This window comes from Sphingomonas sp. MMS24-J13 (assembly GCF_044905095.1).
Taxonomy (GTDB): Bacteria; Pseudomonadota; Alphaproteobacteria; order Sphingomonadales; family Sphingomonadaceae; genus Sphingomonas_I.
Genome location: NZ_CP173258.1, coordinates 4,048,521 through 4,075,157 on the forward strand (window position 1 = coordinate 4,048,521; position 26,637 = coordinate 4,075,157).

General features: G+C 65.7%; 29 protein-coding genes and 1 pseudogene. 19 read left to right on the forward strand and 11 right to left on the reverse strand.

Annotation, left to right across the window (positions count from 1 at the left end; all coding sequences use genetic code 11):
* Nucleotides 1-13: 13 nt before the first annotated feature.
* The 5 genes from AB4Z44_RS18640 to AB4Z44_RS18660 all read left to right on the forward strand — a co-directional run bounded on the left by AB4Z44_RS18640 (nucleotide 14) and on the right by AB4Z44_RS18660 (nucleotide 4,117).
* The gene (locus AB4Z44_RS18640) at nucleotides 14-457 is read left to right on the forward strand and encodes a PaaI family thioesterase (protein WP_404711164.1); all 444 of its coding nucleotides are present in this window, start codon (nucleotides 14-16) and stop codon (nucleotides 455-457) included.
* Entirely contained in the window at nucleotides 454-864 is a 411-nt protein-coding gene (locus AB4Z44_RS18645; RefSeq protein WP_404711165.1) for a PaaI family thioesterase, read from the forward strand. Before AB4Z44_RS18640 ends, AB4Z44_RS18645 begins: the two co-directional genes overlap by 4 nt.
* Nucleotides 864-1,265: an EVE domain-containing protein gene (locus tag AB4Z44_RS18650; protein WP_404711166.1), complete on the forward strand. Its 402-nt coding sequence runs from the start codon at nucleotides 864-866 to the stop codon at nucleotides 1,263-1,265. The genes AB4Z44_RS18645 and AB4Z44_RS18650 overlap by 1 nt, the downstream gene beginning before the upstream one ends.
* A gap of 49 nt (nucleotides 1,266-1,314) precedes the next feature.
* A complete protein-coding gene (locus tag AB4Z44_RS18655; RefSeq protein WP_404711167.1) occupies nucleotides 1,315-2,700 on the forward strand; it encodes an RNB domain-containing ribonuclease in 1,386 nt (461 codons plus the stop codon).
* A gap of 259 nt (nucleotides 2,701-2,959) precedes the next feature.
* On the forward strand, nucleotides 2,960-4,117 hold the full coding sequence (locus tag AB4Z44_RS18660; RefSeq protein WP_404711168.1) for a multidrug effflux MFS transporter: 1,158 nt from the start codon (nucleotides 2,960-2,962) through the stop codon (nucleotides 4,115-4,117).
* A gap of 1 nt (nucleotide 4,118) precedes the next feature.
* On the opposite strand, the gene typA is transcribed toward AB4Z44_RS18660, so the two are convergent.
* A complete protein-coding gene (typA, locus tag AB4Z44_RS18665; protein WP_404711169.1) occupies nucleotides 4,119-5,948 on the reverse strand; it encodes a translational GTPase TypA in 1,830 nt (609 codons plus the stop codon).
* A 142-nt stretch (nucleotides 5,949-6,090) separates the two neighbouring features.
* Nucleotides 6,091-6,483 carry an MAPEG family protein gene (locus AB4Z44_RS18670; protein ID WP_404711170.1) on the reverse strand — a complete coding sequence of 131 codons (393 nt, stop codon included), beginning with the start codon at nucleotides 6,481-6,483 and terminating at the stop codon, nucleotides 6,091-6,093.
* 183 nt (nucleotides 6,484-6,666) lie between these two features.
* On the opposite strand from AB4Z44_RS18670, the gene rpmF reads away from it, so the two are divergent.
* From rpmF to AB4Z44_RS18695, 5 genes are all read left to right on the forward strand, one after another.
* A complete protein-coding gene (gene rpmF, locus AB4Z44_RS18675; protein WP_404711171.1) occupies nucleotides 6,667-6,846 on the forward strand; it encodes a 50S ribosomal protein L32 in 180 nt (59 codons plus the stop codon).
* A 22-nt stretch (nucleotides 6,847-6,868) separates the two neighbouring features.
* Nucleotides 6,869-7,903 (forward strand): phosphate acyltransferase PlsX, encoded by a 1,035-nt coding sequence (gene plsX / locus AB4Z44_RS18680; protein WP_404711172.1) that lies wholly within the window; start codon nucleotides 6,869-6,871, stop codon nucleotides 7,901-7,903.
* Entirely contained in the window at nucleotides 7,900-8,859 is a 960-nt protein-coding gene (locus AB4Z44_RS18685) for a beta-ketoacyl-ACP synthase III (RefSeq protein ID WP_404711173.1), read from the forward strand. The genes plsX and AB4Z44_RS18685 overlap by 4 nt, the downstream gene beginning before the upstream one ends.
* Nucleotides 8,860-8,924: 65 nt before the next feature.
* On the forward strand, nucleotides 8,925-9,224 hold the full coding sequence (locus tag AB4Z44_RS18690; RefSeq protein ID WP_404711174.1) for an integration host factor subunit alpha: 300 nt from the start codon (nucleotides 8,925-8,927) through the stop codon (nucleotides 9,222-9,224).
* A gap of 8 nt (nucleotides 9,225-9,232) precedes the next feature.
* Nucleotides 9,233-9,598 (forward strand): MerR family transcriptional regulator, encoded by a 366-nt coding sequence (locus AB4Z44_RS18695; protein WP_404711175.1) that lies wholly within the window; start codon nucleotides 9,233-9,235, stop codon nucleotides 9,596-9,598.
* Nucleotides 9,599-9,610: 12 nt separating this feature from the next.
* Here the strand turns inward: AB4Z44_RS18695 and AB4Z44_RS18700 are convergent, their stop codons facing one another.
* On the reverse strand, nucleotides 9,611-10,537 hold the full coding sequence (locus tag AB4Z44_RS18700) for a hypothetical protein (protein WP_404711176.1): 927 nt from the start codon (nucleotides 10,535-10,537) through the stop codon (nucleotides 9,611-9,613).
* A gap of 181 nt (nucleotides 10,538-10,718) precedes the next feature.
* Between AB4Z44_RS18700 and AB4Z44_RS18705 the strand changes: the two genes are divergently transcribed.
* Nucleotides 10,719-12,086, forward strand: coding sequence for an MFS transporter (locus tag AB4Z44_RS18705; RefSeq protein ID WP_404711177.1), 1,368 nt, complete (start codon nucleotides 10,719-10,721; stop codon nucleotides 12,084-12,086).
* A 3-nt stretch (nucleotides 12,087-12,089) separates the two neighbouring features.
* Here AB4Z44_RS18705 and AB4Z44_RS18710 read toward each other — a convergent pair whose 3' ends face one another.
* Entirely contained in the window at nucleotides 12,090-12,524 is a 435-nt protein-coding gene (locus AB4Z44_RS18710; protein WP_404714276.1) for a thioredoxin family protein, read from the reverse strand.
* Between the two features lie 213 nt (nucleotides 12,525-12,737).
* Nucleotides 12,738-13,547 carry a cold-shock protein gene (locus tag AB4Z44_RS18715; protein ID WP_404711178.1) on the reverse strand — a complete coding sequence of 270 codons (810 nt, stop codon included), beginning with the start codon at nucleotides 13,545-13,547 and terminating at the stop codon, nucleotides 12,738-12,740.
* A gap of 214 nt (nucleotides 13,548-13,761) precedes the next feature.
* On the opposite strand from AB4Z44_RS18715, the pseudogene AB4Z44_RS18720 reads away from it, so the two are divergent.
* From AB4Z44_RS18720 to rpoN, 5 genes and pseudogenes are all read left to right on the forward strand, one after another.
* A pseudogene (locus AB4Z44_RS18720) lies at nucleotides 13,762-14,380 on the forward strand (ribonuclease D).
* A gap of 12 nt (nucleotides 14,381-14,392) precedes the next feature.
* Nucleotides 14,393-15,040 carry an LPS export ABC transporter periplasmic protein LptC gene (lptC, locus tag AB4Z44_RS18725; RefSeq protein WP_404711179.1) on the forward strand — a complete coding sequence of 216 codons (648 nt, stop codon included), beginning with the start codon at nucleotides 14,393-14,395 and terminating at the stop codon, nucleotides 15,038-15,040.
* Nucleotides 15,037-15,591, forward strand: a complete 555-nt coding sequence (locus tag AB4Z44_RS18730) for an LptA/OstA family protein (RefSeq protein ID WP_404711180.1) — start codon at nucleotides 15,037-15,039, stop codon at nucleotides 15,589-15,591. The genes lptC and AB4Z44_RS18730 overlap by 4 nt, the downstream gene beginning before the upstream one ends.
* Before the next feature lie 118 nt (nucleotides 15,592-15,709).
* Nucleotides 15,710-16,486: an LPS export ABC transporter ATP-binding protein gene (gene lptB / locus AB4Z44_RS18735; protein ID WP_404711181.1), complete on the forward strand. Its 777-nt coding sequence runs from the start codon at nucleotides 15,710-15,712 to the stop codon at nucleotides 16,484-16,486.
* A 6-nt stretch (nucleotides 16,487-16,492) separates the two neighbouring features.
* On the forward strand, nucleotides 16,493-17,986 hold the full coding sequence (rpoN, locus tag AB4Z44_RS18740) for an RNA polymerase factor sigma-54 (RefSeq protein WP_404711182.1): 1,494 nt from the start codon (nucleotides 16,493-16,495) through the stop codon (nucleotides 17,984-17,986).
* A gap of 106 nt (nucleotides 17,987-18,092) precedes the next feature.
* On the opposite strand, the gene mmsB is transcribed toward rpoN, so the two are convergent.
* From mmsB to AB4Z44_RS18770, 6 genes are all read right to left on the reverse strand, one after another.
* Nucleotides 18,093-18,944 (reverse strand): 3-hydroxyisobutyrate dehydrogenase, encoded by an 852-nt coding sequence (mmsB, locus tag AB4Z44_RS18745; protein ID WP_404714277.1) that lies wholly within the window; start codon nucleotides 18,942-18,944, stop codon nucleotides 18,093-18,095.
* 47 nt (nucleotides 18,945-18,991) lie between these two features.
* The gene (locus tag AB4Z44_RS18750; RefSeq protein WP_404711183.1) at nucleotides 18,992-19,765 is read right to left on the reverse strand and encodes an enoyl-CoA hydratase; all 774 of its coding nucleotides are present in this window, start codon (nucleotides 19,763-19,765) and stop codon (nucleotides 18,992-18,994) included.
* Nucleotides 19,766-19,868: 103 nt separating this feature from the next.
* Nucleotides 19,869-20,918, reverse strand: coding sequence for an enoyl-CoA hydratase/isomerase family protein (locus AB4Z44_RS18755; RefSeq protein WP_404711184.1), 1,050 nt, complete (start codon nucleotides 20,916-20,918; stop codon nucleotides 19,869-19,871).
* Nucleotides 20,915-22,057 (reverse strand): acyl-CoA dehydrogenase family protein, encoded by a 1,143-nt coding sequence (locus AB4Z44_RS18760; RefSeq protein WP_404711185.1) that lies wholly within the window; start codon nucleotides 22,055-22,057, stop codon nucleotides 20,915-20,917. Before AB4Z44_RS18760 ends, AB4Z44_RS18755 begins: the two co-directional genes overlap by 4 nt.
* Nucleotides 22,054-22,455: a RidA family protein gene (locus AB4Z44_RS18765; protein ID WP_404711186.1), complete on the reverse strand. Its 402-nt coding sequence runs from the start codon at nucleotides 22,453-22,455 to the stop codon at nucleotides 22,054-22,056. The genes AB4Z44_RS18760 and AB4Z44_RS18765 overlap by 4 nt, the downstream gene beginning before the upstream one ends.
* Nucleotides 22,456-22,466: 11 nt before the next feature.
* Nucleotides 22,467-23,960: a CoA-acylating methylmalonate-semialdehyde dehydrogenase gene (locus tag AB4Z44_RS18770; RefSeq protein WP_404711187.1), complete on the reverse strand. Its 1,494-nt coding sequence runs from the start codon at nucleotides 23,958-23,960 to the stop codon at nucleotides 22,467-22,469.
* A 316-nt stretch (nucleotides 23,961-24,276) separates the two neighbouring features.
* Here AB4Z44_RS18770 and AB4Z44_RS18775 point away from each other — a divergent pair, with 316 nt between their 5' ends.
* From AB4Z44_RS18775 to argE, 3 genes are read left to right on the forward strand one after another with little or no spacing between them, the layout of a single operon-like run.
* Nucleotides 24,277-25,368: a glutaminyl-peptide cyclotransferase gene (locus tag AB4Z44_RS18775; protein WP_404711188.1), complete on the forward strand. Its 1,092-nt coding sequence runs from the start codon at nucleotides 24,277-24,279 to the stop codon at nucleotides 25,366-25,368.
* A gap of 18 nt (nucleotides 25,369-25,386) precedes the next feature.
* Nucleotides 25,387-25,680, forward strand: coding sequence for a hypothetical protein (locus tag AB4Z44_RS18780; protein ID WP_404711189.1), 294 nt, complete (start codon nucleotides 25,387-25,389; stop codon nucleotides 25,678-25,680).
* Nucleotides 25,632-26,570 (forward strand): acetylornithine deacetylase, encoded by a 939-nt coding sequence (gene argE / locus AB4Z44_RS18785; RefSeq protein ID WP_404711190.1) that lies wholly within the window; start codon nucleotides 25,632-25,634, stop codon nucleotides 26,568-26,570. The genes AB4Z44_RS18780 and argE overlap by 49 nt, the downstream gene beginning before the upstream one ends.
* Nucleotides 26,571-26,637 lie beyond the last annotated feature (67 nt).

The window sequence follows — 26,637 nt, forward strand, 5'->3', positions numbered from 1 at the left end:
TATGCGAGAGAGGATGACTTTGCCCGATCCCGCCGTGCCCGCGCCGTTTGATGTCAGCCGCTTCCTCAAGGATGCGCGCGAAGGCCATACCGTCGCCCTTGGCCTGCGTTATGTCGATCATGGTGCGGATTGGTGCGAACTGGTGCTCGATTATGATCGCCGCTTGGTGTCGGACGCTACCAGCGGCGTGCTCGCCTCGGGCCCGATCCTTTCCTTGATGGACATGGCGACGACGATGGCGATCTGGGCCAAGCGCGGTGGCATCCGCCCGCATGCGACACTCGATCTCAGGATCGATTATCTGCGTCCCGCCCGCCCCGGCAATGCCGTGACCGGACGCGCCGAATGCTACCGCCTCACCCGTCGGGTCGCGTTCGTGCGTGGCATTGCGCATGACGGCGATGCCAGCGATCCGGTGGCGCATGTCGCCGGCACCTATATGTTGCTCGATATATGAGCGCGGTGACCCTCCTCCCTTATGCCGATTTCCTCGGCATCAGCATTCACGGCACGCAGGATGGCGCGCCTCTTCTGGTCATGCCGTTTTCGGATGGGTTGATCGGTGCGCCTGGGCGTCTCCACGGCGGCGCGATTGCCGGCCTGCTCGAAATCGCCGCCATCGCCGCGATCGACGCGACGCTCGATGAGCCGGCCGATGCGCGTTCGATCTTCAAGCCGATCACGGTGACGGTCGATTTCATGCGGATGGGCAAATTGGTCGATACCTATGCCTGCGGCCAGGTCATCCGAATCGGCGGCCGGATCGCCAATGTCGCGGTCACCGCGTGGCAGGACGGGCCCGATCGCGCCATCGCCGCGGCGCGGATGAATCTCGCCATCAGCCCCAAGCCGGGGGTCGCCTGATGGCCTTCTGGCTGCTGCGATCCGAGCCCGACGCCTATAGCTGGGACGATCTCGTGCGCGACGGCGCCACCGAATGGAATGGCGTGCGCAATTACACCGCGCGCAATTTCCTCAAGACGATGGTGCCCGGCGATCGGGCGCTCTTCTATCATTCGAACACCGAGAAAGCCGCGGTCGGGATCATGAAGATCGTCCGCGCGTGGCAGCCCGATGGCGACGACGGCAAATGGGCCAGCGTCGCGGTCGAGCCGGTCGAGAAACTGGCCAAGCCCGTCACGCTCGAAGCGATCAAGGCCGAACCGCGCCTCAAGGCGCTGGAGATGCTGCGCCAGTCGCGCCTGTCGGTCACCCCGGTCCGTGACGAGGAATGGGCAGTGCTGCTGGAAATGGGGGCGGCCTAAAACCCGTCAGCCATTCCCCCGCGCGTGAACCCGGTGTAGCGGCAAGCCGATGAAGACGTTGGCCAATTCCGCCAATGCGATGGCGCAGGGCCTCGCCGCCATCCGCATCCAATATCAGGTGCCCGGCGAATTTCCCGCCGCCGTGCTGGCCGCCGCCGAGGCTGCGGCACAGCGCGCGCCGACCGAACATGTCGATCGCACCGACCGGCTGTTCGTCACGCTCGACCCCGCCACCTCGACCGATCTCGACCAGGCGTTCACGATCGAACGGGCCGGCAGCGATCTGCTGCTCCATTATGCCATCGCCGACGTCGCCTGGTTCGTCGATGACGGCGGCCCGATCGATGCCGAAGCATGGCGGCGCGGCGAGACCCTGTATCTGCCCGACGGCAAGGCCCGCCTCTATCCCGCCAGCCTCAGCGAAGGGGCAGCCAGCCTGTTGCCTGCCAGCCCGCGCCCGGCGGTGATCTTCACGGTCAGGGTTGCGCCGGATGGCGGCGTTCGCCTCGATGGCGCCGAGCGCGCGGTGATCCGCAGCCGCGCCAAGCTGGCCTATGACAGCGTGCGCGCCACCGATCTCCCGGCCGATTTCGCCGAGCTCGCCCGCCGCATCACCGCGGCCGAGGACCGGCGTGGCGCCGCGCGCGTCGATCCGCCCCAGCAGGAGGTGGTGCGGCTGCATGACGGCACGCTCGATCTTACCTTCAGCGCCAGGCTCGAATTGGAAGACCAGAACGCCGCTTTGTCGCTCGCGACCAACCTTGCCGTCGCCGATGCGCTTCAGGCGCATCATACCGGTCTTTTTCGCGTGATGGCCGAACCCGATCAGCGCGGGATCGGGCGGCTCCGCCACACCGCCCGCGCTTTCGGGCTGACCTGGCCCGATGGCGAACCGCTCGCCGAGTATGAGCGAACGCTGTCGGCCGCCGATCCGCGCCAGGCCGCCTTCATGCTTGCGATTCGCCGCGCCGGGCATGGCGCGGGCTATATTCCCTTCCAGGAGGGCAAGACTCCCTGGCACGCCGCCATGGCTGCCACCTATGCCCATGCCACCGCCCCGCTGCGTCGACTGGCCGACCGCTACGTCGTCCGTGCCGCACTTGCGATCGCCAACAATCAGCCGGTGCCCGATGTCGTGACGCAGGCCTTCGCCCGGCTTCCGCAAGTGATGACGCATGCGGAGGCTATGGATGGCCAGATCGAACGCGCGGTGATCGATCTGGCCGAGACGCTCCTGCTAAAGGGCAGCGAAGGCGAGACCTTCGACACGATCGTCACCGATCTCGACGAGCGTGGGGCGCGTATTCAGCTATGCGACCTGCCGGTGGTGGCGCGGGTGGCCGCGCAGGGTGTGCAGCCGGGGGATGCGGTCAAGGTCCGACTGACGGCGGTCGATACGGAGCGGCGCGCGATCAGCTTCGAGCGTGCAGATTAAGCGCGGAAAGGGCCGCCCGTCGTGCGGGTATAACCCGCTGCGGTTCCGGCACGTCCTCGCGCAGCGCTGATCGGATTCGGCTTGGGCGCGCGACCGCGGCAATCGCTCGATGACACGGTCGCGCGCCTTGATCCGGACAGGATTTCTATAGCGCCAGCCTGCAATAACGCCGACGAATGCATTTCCGACAATCCTGCGAGCTCATATAATCGTGCAGTCCCAGAGCCAATCTTCGAAACCCCATCTACCGATCGGGTTGATGGCGATCCTCGCCGGCATGACGTCGTTCGGGCCGCTGTCGATCGACATGTATCTGCCTGCGCTGCCGACCATGGCGCGCGACCTGGCCGCTCCGCCGGCGGCAGGCGCCCTCACGGTCGCGGCCTTCTATGTCGGGCTTTGCCTCGGCCAGCTGATCCATGGACCGCTTTCCGATCGGCTCGGTCGCCGCCCGCCGCTGATCGTCGGTGTGGCGCTCTATGTGCTTGCCAGCGTCGGCGGGGCGTTGTGCGGGGCGATCGGGCCGCTGATCGTGCTGCGTTTCTTCCAGGCGCTGGGCGGGTGCGCGGGGATGGTGATCGGCCGCGCGGTCGTGCGCGATCGCTTCACCCCGGCCGAAAGCGCGCACGTCTTCTCGATCCTGCTACTCGTGATGAGCCTCGCGCCGGTGCTGGCGCCCCTGCTGGGCAGCTTCGTTCTACTGATCGCCGGCTGGCGCAGCATTTTCTGGATTCTTGCCGGCTTCGGCACCCTGCTTTGGGTGGGCATCGTTTTCGGTTTGGCCGAGACGCGTAGCGAGGCGACGGCGTCACATGCGCGCGGCGAATCGGTGATGCGCAGCTATGCCGCCTTGCTGGGGGAGCCACGGGTGATGGGCTACGCGCTGCTGGCGGGCTGCTCGCACATGGGGCTGCTCACCTATCTCGCGATCACGCCCGATGTCCTGATCGGCGGCTTCGGCCTCTCCCCGCGGCAGTTCGGCTGGACGATCGCCGTCAACGGGATCGGGCTGGTGGCTGCCAACTTCTTCAACCGGCGCCTGCTCGGGCGGCTTGGCTATGACACGATCCTGCGCCGCGCGAACATCGGCAGCATCGTTGCATCGGCCGTCCTGTTCGTCGATGCCTTCACCGGCTTCGTCGGGCTGGCCGGAGTGGTCGTGCCGCTCTTCTTCATGGTCGGGCTGATCGGCTTCACCCAGCCCAACGCCTTCGCCGGCGCGCTGGCGCACGACCCGCGCCGCGCGGGCGCGGCCTCGGCCTTGGTCGGCTGCCTTCAGTTCGGCGCGGGCGCGCTCGGCGCGTCGATTGCCGGCGCTTTCCATGACGGCACCGCACGCCCCATGGCGGCGGTGATTCTGACGGCCTATCTGCTGGGCGGGGCGCTGCTGCGCACGCTCGCCCCGTCCCAGCGGTAGGTCAGGCCGCCTTGGCGCGGCTGGCGCGCTTGCGCTCGTTCGGGTCGAGGTAGCGCTTGCGCAGGCGGATGTTCTTCGGCGTCACCTCGACGAGCTCGTCATCGTCGATATAGGCAATCGCCTGCTCCAGGGTCAGGCGGCGCGGCGGGGTGAGGCGGATCGCGTCGTCCTTGCCGCCGCTCGCGCGGAAGTTGGTGAGCTGCTTGGCCTTCATCGGATTGACCTCGAGGTCGTCCGTCTTGGCATTCTCGCCGATGATCATGCCCTCATAGAGCTGCTCGCCGGGGGCGACCATCATCACGCCGCGCTCTTCGAGCGGGCCGAGCGCATAGGCATTGGCCTCGCCTGCACCGTTCGAGATCAGAACGCCGTTCTTCCGACCCTCGATCTGGCCCTTGTAGGGACCATATTTCTCGAACAGCCGGTTCATGATGCCGGTGCCGCGCGTGTCCGACAGGAACTCGCCATGGTAGCCGATCAGCCCGCGCGAGGGCGCCGAGAAGGTGATGCGGGTCTTGCCGCCGCCCGAGGGACGCATGTCGGTCAGCTCGGCCTTACGGTTGTTCATCTTCTCGACGACCGTGCCCGAGAAATCCTCGTCGACGTCGATCACGACCGTCTCATAGGGCTCCTCGCGGCCATTCTCGCCATCGCGGAACAGCACGCGCGGACGGCTGATGCCGAGCTCGAAGCCTTCGCGGCGCATCGTCTCGATCAGCACGCCGAGCTGGAGCTCGCCGCGGCCGGCGACTTCGTAGCTGTCCTTGTCGGCGCTCTCGGTCACCTTGATCGCGACGTTGCTCTCGGCTTCGCGGAACAGACGGTCGCGGATCATGCGGCTGGTCACCTTGGTGCCCTCGCGGCCCGCCATTGGCGAGTCGTTGACGGCGAAGCGCATGCTCAACGTCGGCGGATCGATCGGCTGGGCATGCAACGGCTCGGTCACGCTCGGGTCGCAGATCGTGTTGGACACGGTCGCGGTGGTAAGCCCGGCGATCGAGATGATGTCGCCCGCCTGCGCTTCCTCGGTCGGCACGCGCTCGAGCCCGCGGAAGGTCATGATCTTGGACGCGCGGCCGGTTTCGACGATCTTGCCGTCGTTATCGAGCGCGTGGATCGGCATGTTGGTCTTGACCGAGCCCGAGAAGACCAGGCCGGTCAGGATGCGGCCAAGGAAATTGTCGCGGTCGAGCAGGGTGACCAGGAACTTGAACGGGCCGTCGGGGTCGGCGCTCGGCGGCGGCACATGCTCGACGATCTTCTCGAACATCGGGGTCAGCGTGCCTTCGCGCGCGTCCGGATCGGTGCTGGCATAGCCGTTGCGGCCGGATGCGAACAGGACCGGGAAGTCGAGCTGCTCGTCGGTCGCGTCGAGGCTCACGAACAGATCGAACACCTCGTCCAGCACCTCCTGGGTGCGGGCGTCGGAACGGTCGATCTTGTTGACCACCACGATCGGGCGCAGGCCGAGTGCCAGCGCCTTGCCGGTGACGAACTTGGTCTGCGGCATCGCGCCTTCGGACGAATCGACCAGCAGGATCACGCCGTCGACCATCGAGAGGATGCGTTCCACCTCGCCGCCGAAATCGGCGTGGCCCGGCGTATCGACGATGTTGATGCGGGTATCGCCGTCCTTGCCGTGCCACTCGACCGAGGTGCACTTGGCAAGGATCGTGATGCCACGCTCCTTTTCCAGGTCGTTCGAATCCATCGCGCGCTCTTCGATGCGCTGATTGTCGCGAAAGGTGCCCGATTGGCGGAAGAGCTGGTCGACCAGGGTGGTCTTGCCATGATCGACGTGCGCGATGATGGCCACGTTGCGAAGGCGCATGGTGGTCTTTCGTGTTCGTAAGTTCAGAAGTTGCGCGCCCTTAGCCGATATGCGGCGTTGCAACAAGGTTGCGCGAGCATAGAGATGGTTATCGGCGGGCCAAAAACAACCTGCCACTCCTCGTCGCAGGTGGGCTTGAGCCTCAGCCGATCCCGTAAGGCAGCAATAATGCGTAGATCGCAAGCCCGATCAGCACCACCATCGTGATACCGACGCCGGCGCCCCGCAACGGATTGACGGTCGCCTTGTCCATGCCGAACGCGTGGAGGATGCGCGAGAGCAGGAAGGCGATGCCCACCAGCCACAGCCAGGTCTTCGGGCCGCGTGCATATTCGATCAGCCCGATCAGGATCAGGACGAAGGGCGTGTACTCGACGAAATTGGAGTGCGCGCGCATGCGAGCGATCAGCAGCGGGTTGCCGCCGTCGCCGATGTTGATCTTGGTCATCCCGCGGATTCGCGAAACGCGCATTCCGAGCCAGACGTTGATCAGCGCGGCGGCACCCGCCATGGTCAGCGTGATCGGCAGTAACATGCGCTCTTCCCCCTGTGGATCGGGTGCAGGTGCCACGCTTGCCGCGTGCTTGCAACGCGGGTGAAAATCGCTATAGGGCACCACCTCCGCGACGCGCTGAGCCGCTGGACCATGGCAATATTGCCATCCGGTCGAGGGTCAAGCGCGTCGTGTTCGTTTTAGCATGCAGGATCAGGTGCCGAAATGGCTGTCCCCAAGAGAAAAACCTCGCCGTCACGGCGGAATATGCGTCGCAGCCACCACGCGCTGACGGCGGAATCCTTCCAGGAATGTCCGAATTGCGGCGAGCTCAAGCGCCCGCATAACCTGTGTGGCCAGTGCGGCCATTATAACGGGCGTGAGATTCTTTCGGTCGGCAACTGACGACTGACGGGATGATCCGGGGGTGAGCGCAGGCCCGCATCTCGCGATCGACGCGATGGGCGGCGACGGTGGCCTGCCCGTGGTGGCGGCTGGTGTCGAGCGCGCGTTGGCGGCCGACCCGACGCTTCGCTTCACCCTGTTCGGCGACGAAACCGCGATTGCGGCCGAACTTGCGCGCCACAAGGCGCTTGGCACGCGCGTGGCGATAACGCATTCGCCCGGCGTCATCCGTAACGAGGACAAGCCAAGCCAGGCGATTCGTCGCGCCAAGACCACCTCGATGGGCATGGCGATCGCGGCGGTGAAATCGGGCGACGCCGACGCCGCAGTGTCGGCTGGCAATACCGGCGCGCTGATGGCGATGGCCAAGCTTGCGCTGAGAATGATCCCCGGCATCGATCGCCCCGCCCTGGCGGCCGTGCTGCCGACGCTCGGCGCGCACGATCTGGTCATGCTCGATCTCGGCGCGAACACCGAATGCGACGCCAACAATCTCTTCGAATTCGCGATTATGGGCGCGGCTTATGCCCGCATCCTCCACGGCCTTGATCAGCCGAGCGTGCGCCTGCTGAATATCGGGACCGAGGAATTGAAGGGTACCGAGGCGCTGCGCGAGGCGGCCGCCATGCTGCGTGCGGCTGATCATCTGCCGTTGCGATTCGACGGCTTCATCGAGGCGAATACCCTCAGCCGCGGCGAGACCGATGTGATCGTATCGGATGGCTTCTCTGGCAATATCGCGCTCAAGACGGCCGAGGGCACGGCGCGTTTCATCGGCGATCTGATACGCCGCGCCTTCACCAGCTCGCTGCGCTCCAAATTCGGCTTCCTGCTGTCGAAGCCGGCAATCACCCTGCTGCGCAAAGGTCTCGATCCCAATCAGCGCAACGGCGCGGTATTTCTTGGGCTCAACGGCACCGTGGTCAAAAGCCACGGCCATATCTCGCCCGACGGCTTCGCCAACGCCATCCATGTCGCCGCCACTTTGGCGCGCGGCCGCATCACCCACCGGATCGCCGAGGATCTGGCGCGAATCAGGACAGCTGAAACCGCATGAGCCGTCGCGCCACCATTTCCGGTACCGGTTCCGCATTGCCTGCCCGCCGCGTCACCAACGACGAACTCGCGCAGACCGTCGATACGTCGGACGAATGGATCGTCGAGCGGACCGGCATCCGCGCGCGCTATATTGCAGGTGAGGGCGAGACGACCGGCACCCTCGCCGCGGAGGCGGCGCGCAAGGCACTCGATGCGGCCGGGATCGCAGCGACCGACGTCGGGCTGATCATCGTCGCGACCGCCACCCCCGATCAGACCTTTCCCGCCACCGCCACGCGCGTGCAGGCGTCGCTTGGCATCGACGACTGCATCGCGTTCGATGTCGCGGCGGTTTGCTCGGGCTTCCTCTACGCGCTCTCGGTCGCCGACAGCATGATTCGGGCTGGCGGTATCGATATCGCAGTCGTGATCGGGTCGGAGACCTTCAGCCGCATCCTCGATTGGGAGGATCGCGCCACCTGCGTTCTGTTCGGCGACGGCGCCGGCGCGGTGGTGCTCAAGGCCGAGGAGGGCGAACGCGGCATTCTTTCCACCGCGCTCCACGCCGATGGCCGGCACAATCAACTGCTTTATGTCGACGGCGGCCCTTCGACCACCGGCACGGTCGGCAAAGTACGGATGCGCGGCTCCGAAGTGTTTCGCCACGCAGTGGTCAATCTGGCTGCCGTGCTGGGCGAGGCGCTCGATAAAGCCGGGCTCACCCCGGCGGATGTCGATTGGGTCGTGCCGCACCAGGCCAATCGCCGGATCCTCGATGCCACCGCGCGCAAGCTCGGCCTGAGCCCCGATCGCATGATCGTGACGGTCGATCAGCATGCCAATACTTCGGCCGCTTCGGTCCCTCTGGCACTCGACGTCGCGGTTCGCGACGGGCGTATCCAGCGGGGCGATCTCATCGTTTTCGAGGCGATGGGCGGCGGGTTTACTTGGGGCGCCGCGGTTGCGCGCTATTGACAGCGGCCCCAAGGCAGCGATTGTGACGATGTGACAAGCCGGGCCAGGGGGCCCTAGGGGACGGAATGGCCGAATCGAACACATTGACCCGCGCCGATCTGGCGGAGCAACTGCATGGCCACATTGGCCTGCCACGCTCGCAATGCGCCAGCATCGTCGAACATGTAATCACCCATATCTGCGAAGCGCTTGCGGATGGTGAAAACGTCAAGATCTCCGGCTTCGGCACATTCGTACTGCGCGACAAGACCGAGCGGATCGGGCGCAATCCCAAATCGGGGGTCGAGGTGCCGATCGCGCCTCGCCGCGTGCTGACCTTCCGTGCCAGCCAGTCGCTGCGCGATCGTATCGTCAGCGCGGGCTGAGTTCGCGCGTGGCGGAAAAGGCTGAGGGCGCGTTCCGCACCATCGGTGAGGTCTCGGCCGAGCTCGGCGTACCGCAGCACATCCTGCGTTACTGGGAATCACGCTTTCCACAGCTTCGCCCGCTCCAGCGGGCCGGCAACCGCCGTTATTATCGCCCGGCGGATATGGATCTGGTTCGCCGGATCGATCGCCTGCTCAATCACGAAGGCTATACGGTGCGGGGGGTCCAGCAATTGCTGGCGCGCGACGCGCCTGAGGCGGCGGCGATCCCGCAACCGGCTACGTTCATCCCGGTTGCTGCGCCATCGGACCGGACCGATGCCCTCAGGGCCATTCGCGACGGTCTGGCGCTGGCGCTGATGGAAGACAAATAGGGGCTCGGTCGCTCATCCCATCCCGCGGAAGGCCGCGAGCGGATGGGAACCGGCCGATCCGAAGCCGATGCCGCCGGGGCGCTGATCGACGATCTTGCGCGCGCCGGTCTCCTGATAGTCATACTTTATCGCGCTCTCCGGATCGGCTCGGGAATTGAAGAAGGCGTTTTGGGGATAAACCGGCGTGTCGATCGGAATGGCGTGCATCACCATCGAGAAACGGGTGCGGCCCTTGTCGACGATCCGAGTGTCGTCATGGGGCGTCCGTGGGTGACAGATCAGGGCGTCACCCGCCTCGACACGGAGTTTGCGTAGCGCCAGTCCCTGACTGAGCCCTTCATTAGCGACACGGTCGCGATATTCGGCCCAGAGTTCGGGAACGAAGGTCGGCATATGGTCGAGAGATCCGTAGCGGCGGCGCGCCATCCGCTCGCGGTCCGGCGCGGCGATACGATGCCCACCCTCCAATATTTCCGGGCAACCATTCTGGTCGTCGGCCAGCTCGAGATAGAGCGTCGTTTCGAAATGCATAAGATCCGGCCGGGTCGCAAAGGCCGGCGAACCGCGATGGAGCGAACCGCTTTCGCAGAAGAGCGAGGTGTAAAGCGTCGCCGGCCGTCCGAACAACAGATCCAGCGTCTCGATCAGCGGTGCATTGCGTGCGAACAGATCCGCGAAGGCGGGCAGCGCGATGTGCAGATTGAGGATGGGCGGATAATGGCCGTTCCGGTCGCGGTAGCGGCTGAATATCGGCTCGTTCAGCGCCTCGAACCGGCGGAACACCGTGATCAGGGCCTGCGCGTGCGGCCGTGATATGGCGCCGGGAATGATTGCATAGCCTTTTTCGATTACTTCGTTGGCTGCGTCTTTGGCCTGATCGCCGGCCTCGCTCGCGTCGATCAGATCGGCGGCGTCGGCCTGCAGAAAACGTCCGAACATGTCATTCCCCCGGGGCGTCTGGCGCGGCGGTTGCCATCGCCGCCATGGCCATGATCTCTATGGCGCCCCGCATCTGCTGTCATGATCTCAAAGCGGCGTTATGCGTGGTTTTCGCCCGCTTCGCACCCGCTATACAGACGATAGCATGCGTCCGATTCAAGGGGCGCCAGGGAGGAACGGGATGGCGCAGGCGGCGGTGGACGAGATCGACACGCTGGTCGATGCGCAAAGGTTCGGCCGGTTCGGGCTGTCGCTGCTGATCTGGTCCTTCCTCGCCACCTTCACCGACGGCTATGAGATTTCGGCGCTCGGCCTCGCGGTGCCGCATATCGTACGCGAATGGCACGTGCCCCCGGCTCAGCTCGGCACGATGCTGAGCGCCAGCCTGGCGGGAATGTTCTTCGGCGCGCCTTTGCTCGGCCTGGTCGGGGATCGGTTCGGGCGGCGTCCGGCGATTGCGATCGGTTGTCTGGCTTATGGCGTGAGTACGCTGGCCATCATCCTCGCGCATAGCGTCGGGCAGGTGACGGTGCTGCGCTTCGTCACCGGGCTGGGCATGGGGGGCGTGTTGCCCAATGTGATCGCGCTCAATTCCGAATCGTCGCCCAAAAGGCTGCGCGCGCGGCTGATCATCCTGATGTTCATGGGCATCACGCTCGGCGGATCGATGCCGGGGCTCGTGGCGGCCGGCATGGTGCCGCATCATGGCTGGCGCGCGATCTTCCTCGTCGGCGGGCTGGCCGCGCTCGTGGTTGGCCTCGCGGCGCCGTTCGCTTTGCCCGAATCGGTCAAGTTCCTGCGGACCCGACCCGATCGCATCGCCGAATTGCTGGCGACCCTGGAGCGGATGGCGCCGGGCAAGAAGCTTCCCCAGTCGCTCGCGGCGCCAATCGACCGGCCGATCGCGAACGTTTCGATCGGTGCGCTTTTCACCCGCGAACTCGCCCCCATCACGTTGCTGCTGTGGCTATGCTTCGCGACCACCCTGATGGCCAATTTCTTCCTGGCCAATTGGCTGCCCACCCTGTTCGGCCAGATCGGTATGGATCCGCAGACGGCGGCGCTCACATCGACCATGTACCATTTCGGCGCGACATTCGGTGGGCTGGCGATGGCATTGATGCTCGATCGGATCGGCTTCCTGGCCGTGGGCGGCCTGCTGGTCGTCGCGGTGCCGGCGATGCTGGGCGTCGGCTTGCCCGGCATGTCGCCCGCCGCGCTCGGCCTGCTCGTGGCAGTCGCCGGCTTCTGTGTGCTCGGCGCACAGTTCGGCAGCAACGCCGCCGCCGGCCTGATTTACCCCACCGCATGCCGGTCGCGTGGTCTCGGCCTCGCATTCGGGGTCGGGCGGGTCGGATCGGTGCTGGGCCCTTGGGTGGGCGCCAAACTGATCGGGCTCAAATTGTCGCTGATCGTGATGATGGCGGCCGCGTCCGCTCCGGTCCTGCTCGGGGCGGTGGCGGCATTGGCGCTGGCAATGGTGGGACGCAGCCGGTTCGGCGGCTGGCGGCTCGACGAGGTACCGGCCGCGCAGCTGCAAATGGAGTAGGCCCTATCGTGCCCAACGCGCGAGATAGTCGGCCAACCCCTGGGGGTTCATGCTGCGCGCATCGGATAGCGCCGCCGTATCGCCCGCATTGATGAGCCGGTCATTCTTAGGATCGACCACCAACAGGCTCGGCACGCCCTTCAGCCGGTCATGAATGCCATAATGCGCCGGCACTTCGAGGTTTTTGTCGAACCGGCCGACGTCGACCGTCACCAGCTCATAATGGCGCTTCAGCCACGCCTTGAGCTCGGGAAGCTCGAACGTGCCCGCTAGAATGCGGCAATCGAGACACCAATTCCCGCCGAGATCGATCAGCAGCAGCTTGTGTGACGCCTTGGCGCGCGCGCGGGCCTTGTCGACCGACGCCATCGCGGCGGCAGCTTCGTCGTAGGGCAGCGGCAGTGGCTTGGCGAGCTGCTCGAAGCTCTGCGCCTGCATGTGCGGGGCGGGCACCGCGGCCAGCGCCGGCGTAGCGATCAAGGCGAGGGCTGCAAGGAAGGGGGAACACGCATGGGGATATCCTCCGATATCGCTAGGAATTCGCCTTATGTAGGAACGCCCCGGTAACGCGCGAACCAATCTCTTCTTTGCAAAGAAAAAGCCCGGCCTGCATTGCTGCAGACCGGGCTCGTTTCGTTGCTTGCGCCGGGCTTAGCTGCCCGGTGCGAGATTCACTGCCGCATATTTGCCGCGGCGATCGACTTCGAGCTCGAACTCGAGCCGGTCACCTTCGTTGAGCGTCGGCATGCCGGCACGCTCGACTGCGGAGATGTGGACGAACGCATCGGGTTGCCCGTCGTCGCGCTGAATGAAGCCGAAGCCCTTCATCGCGTTGAAGAACTTGACCGTTCCGGTCGCCTTTTCGCCCGTCAGCTGACGCTGCGGACCACCGGCGCCGCCGCCCGCGCCGCCGGCTGCCGGCGGGGCACGACCTTCGGAAACGGGGACGATATCGCCTTCAAGCACGAGATTGGAAGCCGAGATGCGGCCGCCGCGATCGACGAGGCTGAACGCCAGCTTCTGGCCTTCGCCGAGCCCGCTCAGGCCTGCCTGCTCGACAGCGGAGATGTGAACGAACACGTCCTCGCCACCGTCGTCGCGAACGACGAAGCCGAAACCCTTCTGGCCATTGAAGAACTTGACGGTGCCCTTGGCCTCGCCAACGACCTGCGCGGGCATGCCGCCACCGCCGCCGCCACGGCCGCCGCCGAAGCCGCCACCACCACCGCCGCCGCGATAGCCACCGCCACCGCCGCCGCCGAAGCGATCGCCACCGCCGCCGTAACCGCCGCCGCCGAAGCGATCGCCGCCGCCGCCGTAACCGCCGCCGCCACCGAAGCGATCGCCGCCGCCACCGTAGCCACCGCCGCCGCCACTATAACCGCCATAGCTGTCGTCGCCGAAGCCGTCGCGCTTGTCCTTGCCGCCGCGCTGCCCGCGCCGCCCTCTATCGAAACCCATGCCGTTCAAATCTTCCCGAAAAAATATAAGCGCCCCGTTCATGAAAAGCCGACGCGCCGGGGCCCGCTGACGAACTTCCGGCCGGCGATTCATGCCACACCGTCGAGAACCCTACAGGAATTCGCAATATGTCGCGAGTGATTTCGCTGCCACAGTGGCGCCACAATTTCGCACGGCATTGAGCCGGGGGCAAAGCCCGCCTATCTGCCTCTGAATGACCGTCCATCTCCACGAAGAAGATCTGCCGCCCGACGTGCTTGGCCCCGGCGCCATTGCCATCGATACCGAGACGATGGGACTCAATACCCCGCGCGATCGATTGTGCCTGATCCAGATTTCCGACGGGGGTGGCGACGAGCATCTCGTCCGATTCGCGGCTGGGAGCGATTATGCCGCGCCGAACCTGAAAAAGGTTCTGGCCGATCCCGATCGAACTCAAGCTCTACCATTTCGGGCGCTTCGACATTGCCGCCATCAGCTACTATCTCGGCGTCGTGGCGGCGCCGGTCTATTGCACCAAGATCGCATCGCGGCTGATTCGCACCTACACCGATCGCCATGGCTTGAAGGAGTTGGTGCGCGAATTGCTGGGGCAGGAAATCTCCAAGCAGCAGCAATCGTCCGATTGGGGGGCGCCCGAACTGAGCGACGCGCAGAAGGAATATGCCGCGTCCGACGTGCGCTATCTCCACCAGTTGAAGGCGCTGCTCGACGTGCGGCTGGAGCGCGAGGGGCGTATGGCGCTCGCACAAGCCTGCTTCGATTTCCTGCCGGCGCGGGCCGAGCTCGATATTGCCGGCTGGCCCGAAGTCGACATCTTCGCGCACATCTAGGGCATCATATTCGTGTCCGAACTCGCCGAGCTGCAAAGGCGCGATCGCCGTGCCTGGGCCGCGACCGGGAGCAGCCACGATCGCCTGATCGCGACGCTCCGCATCACGCTGCCGATGGCGGTGGGGGTGCTGGTGGCATTCCTCGCCTTCGCCCCGCTCACCGTGGGGCGCGATATCAGCTTCGTCCTGTCGAAGGATCGGGTTGATGTCGCCCGCGAGAGGATGAGGGTTACCGCGGCGGTCTATCGCGGCAATGACAGCCAGGGCCGCCCGTTCGAGCTGGATGCGGCGTCGGCCGTCCAGGCAACGTCGCGCGATCCGATCGTGCGGCTGACAACGCTCGATGCCAAGATTCAGCAGGTCGAGGGGCCGGCCACGATCAAGGCCGGGCGCGGTCGCTACGACATGAATACCCAGAATATCGCGATCGATGGCCCGGTGAAGTTCGATACCGCCGACGGCTACCACATCACGACCAGCAACGTGCTGCTCAGGATGGAGAATCGTTCGCTCGAAAGCCGCGGCGCGGTGCAGGGAACGATGCCGCTCGGCCACTTCACCGCCGATAAATTGCGCGCCAAGCTCGACGATCGTGTCGTGCAACTCGAAGGCCACGTCCGCTTGCATATCGTTCAGGGCCAGTCCAGAGGCGCGCGATGAACCGCCGCGCGGCCCCCCTCCTCCTGCTCTCGCTGCTTGCGGGCCCGTTGCTTGCGCAGGCCAAGGGGCATGACAGCAACGCCCCGATCGACATCGCGTCCGATCGGATAGAGGTGCAGGATCGCGCCAATCGCGCAATCTGGGTCGGCAACGTCCATGCCGTGCAGGGCGATATGACGATGGATGCCGCGCGCATGACCGTCGCCTACCGCAAGGCCGCCAAGCCGGGCGCCGATCCTGAGATCGGCAGGATCGACGCATCGGGCAATGTCGTCGTGGTCCAGCCCAATGAGCGCGCGCGCGGCGATTTCGGAATCTATGATCTCGACAAGAAGATCATCACCTTGATCGGCAACGTCAGCCTCGTTCGCGATACGAACACCGTCAAAGGCGCGCGTCTCGTGATCGATCTCAATACCGGTCGGGCGAATATCGACGGCAATGCGGTCGCGGGGCCCGGCGGCTCGACCACCAGCAGCGGCGGGCGGGTCACCGGCCATTTCACCGTGCCCAACCGCACGACGACGCCCGCTGCGACACCGCCCAAGTAGCGCATTTGGCCGCACTATGTCGCGGCCTCATCCCCATCCCAACGCCCTGCAAGAAACTTGCCGTTTGCCCGCCCTTCCGCTTGCGGGTAACCGGACGGCACAATTCAAGGCCCTGACGATGAACGACGCGACCGCAATCCAGCCCGGCACCCCCTTTACGCCCGATGACGCGCGTGCCGGCCTGTCGGTCGTCTCGATCGCCAAGAGCTACGACAAGCGTCAGGTGCTGCGCAACGTCAGTCTCGATGTCGCGCGCGGCGAGGTGGTCGGCCTGCTCGGCCCCAACGGCGCCGGCAAGACGACCTGCTTCTATTCGATCATGGGGTTGGTGAAGCCGGACGAGGGCCGCATCCTGCTTGACGGCAACGACGTCACCGGATTGCCGATGTACCGCCGGGCCATATTGGGACTCGGCTATCTGCCGCAGGAAACCTCGATCTTCCGCGGCCTGTCGGTTCAGCAGAATTTGTCGGCCGTGTTGGAAGTGTCCGAGCCCGACAAGGCGACGCGAGCGGAACGGCTGGAGGCCCTGCTCGGCGAATTCCATCTCGAACGGCTGCGCGATGCCCCCGCGATGGCGTTGTCGGGGGGCGAACGGCGCCGCTGCGAGATCGCCCGCGCGCTGGCGGCGGCACCCTCGATCATGCTGCTCGACGAGCCGTTCGCCGGCATCGATCCGATCTCGATCGCCGACATCCGCGATCTGGTGAAGGATCTGAAGCGGCGCGACATCGGCGTGCTGATCACCGATCACAATGTGCGCGAGACGCTCGACATCGTCGATCGCGCCTGCATCATCTATGACGGCCGCGTCCTCTTCCAGGGGAGCCCGGAAGATCTCGTCGTCAACGAGGAGGTGCGGCGGCTCTATCTGGGCGAAGGTTTCGAGCTCTAACGTGCGATGAGCCTCGCGCCGCGCCTCGACCTGCGCCAATCGCAGTCGCTGGTGATGACGCCGCAGCTCCAGCAGGCGATCAAGCTCCTCGCGCTCTCCAATCTCGAACTGGAAGGCGTGATCGCGGAGGAACTGGAGAAGAATCCGCTGCTCGCGACCGGTGGCGAGGACGGCCCCGTGGTGGCCGAACCCGACGGCCCCGCTCCGGAAATGCTTCCCGAAGGTGATCTCATCACCGCCGATCGCCTGATCGAGCATGGCGATGCCGCTGCCGATGCCCCGCTCGACGTCGATTACGAGGCCGAGACCTTCCACCACGACAGCGCGATCGACATGCCGAGCGCCGGGCTGGGCGGCCAGCTCGGCATGGACGGGCTCGGCGGGGCCATGCCTGAGGACGGGCCCAATTTCGATTCGTTCGCGGCGGACGCGCCCTCGCTCCACGATCATCTGCTCGCGCAGGCTGGCGAGATATTGTCAGCGCGCGACATGCCGCTTGCCGGTCAGATCATCGATCTGATCGACGAGGCCGGCTATATCGCGCAGCCGCTTGACGATCTGATCGATCGAACGGGTGTGTCGGCCGACGAGGTCGATCGCGTGCTCCGCATCATTCAGAGCTTCGATCCTACCGGGGTCGCCGCGCGCGATCTCGGCGAATGCCTCGCGCTGCAGGCGCGCGAGGCCGATCGCTACGATCCGGCGATGGCGTGCCTGCTCGACAATCTCGAGATGCTCGCCAAGGGGCAGCTGGCACCGCTGCGCCGGCTGTGCGGGGTCGACGAGGACGATTTCGCCGACATGATCCGCGAGCTTCGCGCCTACGATCCCAAGCCGGGATTGCGCTTCGGCAGCGAGCGGGCAGCGCCGGTCACCCCCGACATCTTCGTCGCAAAGGCGCGCAGTGGTTGGTCGATCGAACTGAACAGCGCTACCCTGCCGCGGCTGCTGCTCGACCGGCGCTATTATGCCGAGCTGTCACACGGCGCGCACAACAAGGAGGGCAAGGCCTGGCTCGCTGATTGTCTGGCCAGCGCAAACTGGCTGATCAAGGCGCTCGATCAGCGCGCGCGCACGATTATCAAGGTTTCGACCGAATTGGTGAAGCAGCAGGAGGCCTTCTTCCTTCACGGGGTCGCGCATCTCAAGCCGCTGACCTTGCGCACCGTCGCCGATGCGATCGGCATGCACGAATCGACCGTCAGCCGGGTCACGTCGAACAAATATCTGTCGTGCGAGCGCGGTTTGTTCGAGCTCAAATATTTCTTCACCAGCGGGGTCTCGTCGGGCGACGGCGAATCGGTCTCGGCCGAGGCGGTGAAGAGCCATATCGCCACGCTCATCGCCAACGAGGGCAAGGACGTGCTGTCCGACGACAAGCTCGTCGAGCTGCTCAACGCGAAGGGCTTCGATATCGCGCGGCGGACGGTGGCGAAATATCGCGAGGCGATCGGGCTCGGATCGTCGGTGCAAAGGCGGCGACAGAAGGCGTTAGGGTGACTTTGTACGTCACCCCAGCGAAGGCTGGGGTCTCAGCAGGCAAGTAGAGCGCGCTATTCTCCTGAGATGCCAGCCTTCGCTGGCATGACGAGAATAGGAGGCTCGGTTACCTGCCCCCTTCAAGCATCTTTATAATCGCCGAGAAATCGAGGCCCGCGCTGCCGCCATTGGCAAACGCCTGATACAGCGCCTCGGCCGCGGCCCCCATCGGCACGCTCGCGCCGACGTCGTGCGCGGCGCCGACCGCCAGCTTCAGATCCTTGAGCATCAGTGCGGCCGCGAATCCGCCCTGATAATCGCGGTCGGCCGGCGTCTCCGGTCCCACGCCCGGCACCGGGCAATAACTCGTCATCGACCAGCTCTGCCCGCTCGCCTTCGAGGAGATGTCGTAGAAGGTCTGGAGATCGAGCCCCAGTTTCTTCGCCAGCACGAACGCTTCGCAGGTCGCGATCATCGTCGCGCCGAGGATCATGTTGTTGACGATCTTGGCCGATTGGCCGGCACCATTGCCACCGGCATGGATCACCGTCTTGCCCATAGCGCCCAGAATTGGCTCGGCCCGCGCGAACGCCGCGTCGGGGCCGCCGACCATGAAGGTGAGCGTGCCGGCGTTCGCGGCGGCGATCCCGCCCGATACTGGTGCGTCGAGCACGGCATAGCCTTGCTCGGCGGCCGAGGCCGCCACCCTCTTGGCGGTCGGAACGTCGATCGTCGAACAATCGATCAGCAGCGCCTGGCTCGGCGCCGCGCCGACTACCGATTCGGTGTAGACCTGGGCGACATGCGTACCGGCGGGCAGCATCGTCACGACCGCGTCCGATCCCGCTACGGCCTCGCGCGCGGAGGCCGCCCGCGCGCATCCTGCTTCGACCGCCTTGGTCAAAGCCGCTTCGGACAGATCGAAGGCACGCACCGCGTGGCCGGCTCTGGCGAGGTTGGCGGCCATGCCTCCGCCCATATTGCCCAGGCCGATAAAGCCGATCTTCACGCGCCTCTCCGTCTATTTCATCGCCCGGTCCAATTGCCGGGCCGTTTTTCTACGAACGCTGCCATACCCTCTTTCTGGTCGGCAGTCCCGAACAGGCCATGGAACAGGCGCCGTTCGAAATTGATCCCCTGCGCCAGTCCCGTCTCGAATGCGGCGTTGACCATTTCCTTTACCGCGATCGCGGCGAGCGGCGGCATGGCGGCGATCATGGCCGCCACCTTCAGCGCTTCGTCCACCAGTTCGGCCGCCGGGACGATCCGTGCAACCAAGCCCGATCGTTCAGCCTCTTCGGCGCCCATCATCCGCCCAGTCAGGCACATCTCCATCGCCTTGGCCTTGCCGACCGCGCGCGTCAGCCGCTGCGATCCGCCCATGCCGGGGCCGACGCCGAGCTTGATCTCGGGCTGGCCGAATTTGGCGCTCTCGGCGGCGAGGATGAAGTCGGCCATCATCGCCACCTCGCAGCCGCCGCCCAGCGCGAAGCCCGACACCGCCGCGATCCACGGCTTGCGCGTTGCGGTCACCTTCTCCCAGCCGGCGAAGAAATTGTGGGCGTACATATCGGCGAAGCCCTGCTCGGACATCTCCTTGATGTCGGCGCCTGCGGCGAACGCTTTCTCGCTGCCCGTCAGCACCAGGCATCGCTGCCCGGGATCGGCGTCGTAAGCGGCGAAGACGGCGATCAGCTCGCCCAGCACCTGGCTGTTGAGTGCGTTCAGCGCCTGCGGGCGATTGAGTCGTACCAAAGTCACCGCGTCATGCCGCTCGATCAGGACGGTTTCGTAATCCATCAAACACTCCGTCGCCCCTGCGGAGGCAGGGGCCTATCTCTCTAGCAACGAATGCCAGCTTTTGGGGAGAGAAGCATGGGCCTCTGCCGTCGCAGAGGCGACATCAGAGCCGCAACGGCTCCCACGCCTCCCCATCGGGCAGCGGGCCGAAGATCGTATCGAGCATATGATCGGTTACGCCTTCAGGCGTGGCCGGATCCCAAATCGGCGCATTGTCGCGGTCGACCAGTAAAGCGCGCACGCCCTCGATGAAATCGTGCCGCTGGCAGATATGCGCGGCGATGCCGAACTCGGCGCGCATTTCGTCGGCGAAATCGGTGCGGACGGCGGCCTCGTGCAATAGGCGCAGCGCCACCTTGCACGATTGCGGCGATTTGGTGCGCAGGCCGGCGAGGACCTCCCGCGCCCAATCGCCGCCGTCCGATTCGAGTGCCGCCAGGATGTTCTCGAGTGAATCGGCCGCGAACAGCCGGTCGATCGATTCGCGTTGCTGGAGAATTGGGGTTTCGGTCGCGGGAATGGCCGCCGCGTCGAGGATGGCCTGGATCTGCTGCGGTTCGGCAATGATCGCCGCCTTCACGCCGTCCAGCGCCTCAGCCGGCACATAATGCGTGGCTATCCCCAGCGCCTTCGCTTCCGCGCCGCCGATCCGCGCCGCCGTCAGCGCCAGATATTGGCCGATCCGCCCCGGCAGGCGTGAGAGATACCAGCCGCCGCCGACGTCGGGAAACAGCCCGATCGTCGCCTCGGGCATGGCGAAGACGGTGCGCTCGGTCGCCACGCGATAGCGCGCGGGCAAGGCGATGCCGACGCCGCCCCCCATCACGATCCCGTCCATGAACGAGGCGATCGGCTTGGCGTAGGTGAAGAGCAGGTGATTGAGCTGATATTCGGTGCCGAAGAAGGCGCGCGCCGCCGCGCCATCGACCTTCCCGCTTTCGGCAGCGGCGCGCACGTCGCCGCCCGAACAGAAACCGCGCCCTTCGGCATGGTCCAGCAACACCGCCCCGACCGCTGGATTCTCGCGCCACGCCACCAAAGCCGCGATCATCGCATGGCACATGGCTTCGTTGAGCGCGTGGATGGGCTTCGGGCGGTTGAGGCGGAGGCGGCCGACCTTACCCTCGACGAATGCCAGAATCTCATCCGTCACTGCCGCAACAGCTCCCGCGCGATGATCACGCGCATGATCTCGTTGGTGCCTTCCAGGATGCGGTGGACGCGCAGGTCGCGGAAGAAGCGTTCGATCGGATAATCCCGCAGATAGCCATAGCCGCCATGCAGTTGGAGCGCGCGATCGACCACCGCCGATCCGGTGTCGGTCGCCAGTCGCTTCGCCATCGCCGCGAACTTGGTGCGATCGGGCGCGCCGGCAGTGACCTTGGCGGCGGCGGCGTAGAGCAATGTCCGCGCCGCCTGCAGCTCGGTTTCCATGTCTGCCAGGGTGAACTGGGTCGCCTGGAAATCGGCGATGCGCTGGCCGAACTGGCGCCGTTCGCGCGTGTAAGCGATTGCTTCGTCGAGGCAGCGTTGCGCGCCGCCCAGCGAGCAGGCGCCGATATTGAGCCGCCCTCCGTCCAACCCCGACATGGCGATGCGAAAGCCTTCGCCCTTGGCTCCGACGAGATTTGCGACGGGCACCCGCACCGAATTGAAATTGACCTGGGCGGTCGGCTGCGATCGCCAGCCGAGCTTCTTCTCGTTGGCGCCGAACGAGACCCCCGGCATGTCCTTCTCGATCACCAGACAGGAAATGCCCTTGGGCCCGTCCTCGCCGGTGCGGACCATCGTGACGTAGAGCTCGTTGACGCCCCCGCCCGAGATGAAGGCTTTCGATCCCGACACGACATAATGATCGCCGTCGCGCACCGCTTTCGTCTTGAGCGCGGCGGCGTCGGAGCCCGATCCCGGCTCGGTCAGGCAATAGGAGCCGAGCGTCTCGCCGGTCACCATCGCCGGCAGATAGCGCGCCTTCAGGTCGGCCGAGCCGAACCGGTCGATCATCCAGGACGCCATGTTGTGGATCGAGATGAAGGCCGAGGTGGAAGGGCAGCCATAGGCCATCGCCTCCATGATGAGAGCCGCCTCGAGCCGGCCGAGCCCGATGCCGCCGCTCTCTTCGGACACATAGATCGCGCCGAAGCCCAGTTCGGCCGCCGCCCTCACCACGTCACGCGGGAAATGATGCGTCTCGTCCCATTCGGCCGCATGCGGCGTGATCCGGTCGGCGGTGAAGCGCTGCGCCATCTCCTGGATCGCGCTCTGCTCCTCGGTCAGGTCGAACTGAGTCATGCGGTCGCATCCAGCATCGCTTCGGCCTCGATTTCGATCCGCCATTCGGGGCGGAGCAGGGCTGCCACCACCGCCATCGTCGCGGCGGGGCGGCCGTCCTGCATCCAGCGGCCATGGACGTCGCCGACCGCGACCGCATCTTCGGCATCGGTCAGGAACATGCGCGTACGCACGACATCGGCCATCGTGCCGCCCAGCGCGGCGATCGCGCGCTCGATCAGCACGAAACAGCGTTCGGCCTGTGCTCCGGCGTCGCCCGGCGTGCTCGTCCCGTCATCCTCGACCGGGGCGGTGCCCGAAACGAGAATACGGTCGCCCACCCGGATCGCGCGGGAAAAGCCGATCGTCGTTTCGAAGGGCGAGCCCGAACTGGCGCGACGGCGATTATCCTCAGTCATGTTCGCATACCTCAACTCATCGTCGGGATGACGAACGCGCTCGATCCGTCGCCGGCCCCATCGGGCCAGCGGCCGGTGACCGTCTTGGTGCGGGTCCAGAAACGGATGCCGTCCATGCCGTGCTGGTTATGGTCGCCGAAGCCCGAACGCTTCCAGCCGCCGAACGTATGGTAGGCGACCGGCACCGGGATCGGCACGTTGACGCCGACCATGCCGACATTCACCCGCTGCGCGAATTCGCGCGCGGCATGGCCGTTGCGGGTGAAGATGGCGACGCCATTGCCGTATTGATGCTGCGAGGGGAGGGCGACCGCCTCCTCGAAATCCTTCGCGCGCACCATCTGCAGGACCGGCCCGAAGATCTCCTCCCGATAGGTCCGCATGTCGGTCGTGACGTGATCGAACAGGGTTGGTCCGACGAAGAAGCCGTCCTCATAACCCTGAAGCGTGAAACCGCGGCCATCGACCACCAGCTCGGCGCCCTCGTCGACGCCCATCTGGATATAATTCTCGATCTTGGCCTTGTGCTGCGGGGTCACGACCGGGCCGTAATGCGCCTGCGGATCGGTCGAGATCCCGACGCGCAATGCCTCGATCGCCGGGATCAATTTCGCGCGCAAGCGGTCGGCGGTATCCTCGCCCACCGGCACCACCACCGGTAGCGCCATGCAGCGCTCGCCCGCCGATCCGAACGCCGCGCCGGCGAGGTCGGAGACGACCTGGTCGAGATCGGCATCGGGCATGACGATGCCGTGATTCTTGGCGCCGCCCATTGCCTGGACGCGCTTTCCCGCAGCGGTGCCGCGCGAATAGACGTAATGCGCGATATCGGACGAGCCGACGAAGCTGATGCCGCCGATATCGGGATGGTCGAGGATCGCGTCGACCATCTCCTTGTCGCCATGGACGACCTGGAGGATACCCTCGGGCAGACCGGCCTCCAGCATGAGCTCGGCCAGCCGCACCGGCACCGACGGATCGCGCTCGGAGGGTTTCAGGATGAAGGCGTTGCCGGTCGCGATCGCCGGGCCGAACATCCACATCGGGATCATGCCTGGGAAGTTGAACGGGGTGATGCCGGCGCCGATGCCGATCGGCTGGCGCATCGACCAGACGTCGATGCCCGGGCCCGCGCCGATCGTGAATTCGCCCTTCAGCAGATGCGGCAGCCCGCAGCAGAATTCGATCACCTCCAACCCGCGCTGGATGTCGCCCTTCGAATCGGCAATCACCTTGCCATGCTCGGACGAAAGCAGATGCGCGAGCGCGTCCATATTGGCCTCGATCAGCGCTTTGAACGCGAACATCACGCGCGCGCGACGCTGCGGATTGACCGCCGCCCATGCCGGCTGTGCCGCCTTGGCGATCGCGACGGCGCGATCGAGATCGGCCTTGCCGCCTAGCGCCACGCGCGCTTGTTTCGCGCCGGTGTTGGGGTCGTAGACATCGCCGTAGCGCGCCGCTTCAGCGGCTCCGCCCACGATAAAGTGCGCTATTTCGCGCATAACAGCCTCTCCTCGGAACAAGCTTGGGCTCTGATCCTTTCGGTCCCAAGGTTCAAGCTTAGGAAAGGGGCCCGGTCGCCTGCACGAACGACCGAGCCCATCTGCGGCGGCAGCCACCGCATTCTCCAGGGGCGAACAGTCAGGGAATTGGGACTGTCGCCACCGGATGACAGGCTGCGGGGAGTCGTGCTTGCGGTCGAGTGGGCGCACCGCTAGCCACGCCGAGTCGTTTATCCGGCGAGACGGGGAGTGTGGATCCTGGTTGCCGAGCTATCGTGAGAACGCCCATGACCCAATCGGTTTTGCCTGAACGCCCGTGATTTTCGACTCGATCCGGATCGACCGCCGTGCCTTCGGCGCGGCCGCGCTGGCGGCGCTGATGCTTGCGGTCGGCTGTACCCAGTCGCACGATCCGGGCGAGCGGCTCTATGTCTCCAACGAACGTGGCGACTCGGTCGTCGCGATCGATCCGAAGGCCGGCACGGTGGTCGAGCGACTGCGATTGGGGCAGCGCCCGCGCGGGTTGCTGCTCTCGCCAGACGGTACGCACCTTTATGTCGCGGTATCGGGCACGCCGGTCCCCGATCCCAATCCCGATCAGGTGGCCTCGCCCCCATCCGATCCCGCCGCCGACGGGATCGTCGTGCTCGATCTCAAGTCGCTGAAGGTCGAACGCGTGCTGCAGGTCGGCCGCGATCCCTCCACCTTCGCACTCAGCCCCGACGGCCGCACCCTCTATGTCGCGAACGAGGATGACGGTGCCGTCTCGGCGGTGGCGGTGGACGGCAGCGGCAAGAGGCTGAGCGTCAAGGTCGGCAAGGAACCGCTTGCGGTGGCGGTCACCGCCGATGGTGATCGCCTGTTCGTGGCATGCGCCGGCTCGAACCGTCTGATGATGCTGAACGCCCATACCCTGCGGCCGCTCGGCAGGCTCAAGCTGGAGGGGCGCCCGCACGGGCTGCTCTTGTCGCGCGACGGCAAGACTCTGTTCGTGACGATCGAGGATGACGGCCAGCTCGCTTTCGTCTCGGCGGAGGACGGCACGCTGACCAAGCGGATCGATATCGCGCGCGAGGGCGACAAGCTGAAGGCGATCGGCATGGCGGAGGGCCCGGACGGTCATGTCTTCGTCACTACCGGCGACGATAGCATGGTGGCCGAGATCGATCCGTCGCCGGGGAAGATCGTACGCCTGATCGATCATGTCGGGGATCAGCCGTGGGGGATCGCGCTGACCGCCGACGGCCAGGCGCTCGTCACCGCCAATGGGTCGTCGAACGATGTAACGGTGATCGATCGCGTCACCGGCAAGATCCTGCGCAAGTTCCACTCAGGCGACGGACCGTGGGGCGTCGCCGGCCCCGCACTGCGGCAAATGACGACATCCCGGCTTCCTCTGCGGGATTGAAGCGCGCAGAGTGAGCGGATGAGTCCGTTGCCCAACGCCGATCGCCTCGCCGCCGATGCCATCGCCCTCCTGACCAGGCTGGTCGCATTCGATACCACCTCGCGCGATTCAAACCTCGCCTTGATCGAGCATGTCGAGGCGCTGCTTACTGCACTCGGCGTCGCCTCGACCCGCGTCCCCAATCACGACGGCACCAAGGCCAATCTCTTCGCCACGCTCGGACCTGCTATCGAGGGGGGATCGTCCTGTCGGGGCATACCGATGTGGTGCCCGTCGATGGCCAGCCCTGGACGAGCGATCCCTGGACGCTGACCGAACGCGATGGCCGGCTCTATGGGCGCGGCACCTGCGACATGAAGGGCTTCCTCGCGCTCGCGCTCGCCGCCGCTCCGGTGTTCGCCGAGGCCGACCGGTTGCAGCGCCCGATCCACCTCGCTCTATCCTATGATGAGGAAGTGGGCTGTCTCGGCGCCCCGGCGATGATCGAACAAATTGCCGCCACCTTGCCGCGCCCTGCCGCGGTCATCGTCGGCGAGCCAACCAATATGGAGGTGGTCCACGGCCACAAGGGCATCACCTCTTATTATGTCACCGTGACCGGCCACGAGGCGCATTCCAGCCTCACCCATCTCGGCCTTTCGGCCAACATGGCGGCGATCGAATTGATGGGAACCCTCGCCGATCTGGCGGCCAAGCTCGAGCGCGAGGCTGATCCCGCCTCGCCCTTCCTGCCGAGGCATGCCACGCTCACGATCGGCCAGATCAATGGCGGCACCGCGGTCAACATCCTCGCGCGCGAATGCATATTCGTGTTCGATCTGCGCTCGCCCCCGGGGACCGATCCCGAGGCAGTGCTGGCCCCTTTCTTTGCGCACGCGCGGGCGCTCGATGCCGCAATGAAAACGCGCTTTCCCGAGGCCGGGGTGGAGATCGTCCGTCGCTCGCTCACGCCGGCTTTCGCGCCCGAACCCGATGGGGAGGCAGAGCGCATCGCCCGCTCGCTTGCCGGCAACAATGGTCCGCCCCGCGTCGTGCCTTATGCCGCCGAGGCGGGGCAGTTCCAGCAGGCAGGCTTCTCGACCGTGATTTGCGGGCCTGGGTCGATCGAGCAGGCGCACCAGCCCGACGAATATGTCGAACGCCGCCAGATCGAGCGCGGCGCGGCATTCATGCTTCGGCTGGCGGAGATGCTCTCGGCGTGACGGCTCCGTGATGCTACGGGATTCACAGGAGTTTCACTTTCGGCTATTGAGTTCGAAAGGAGATTCC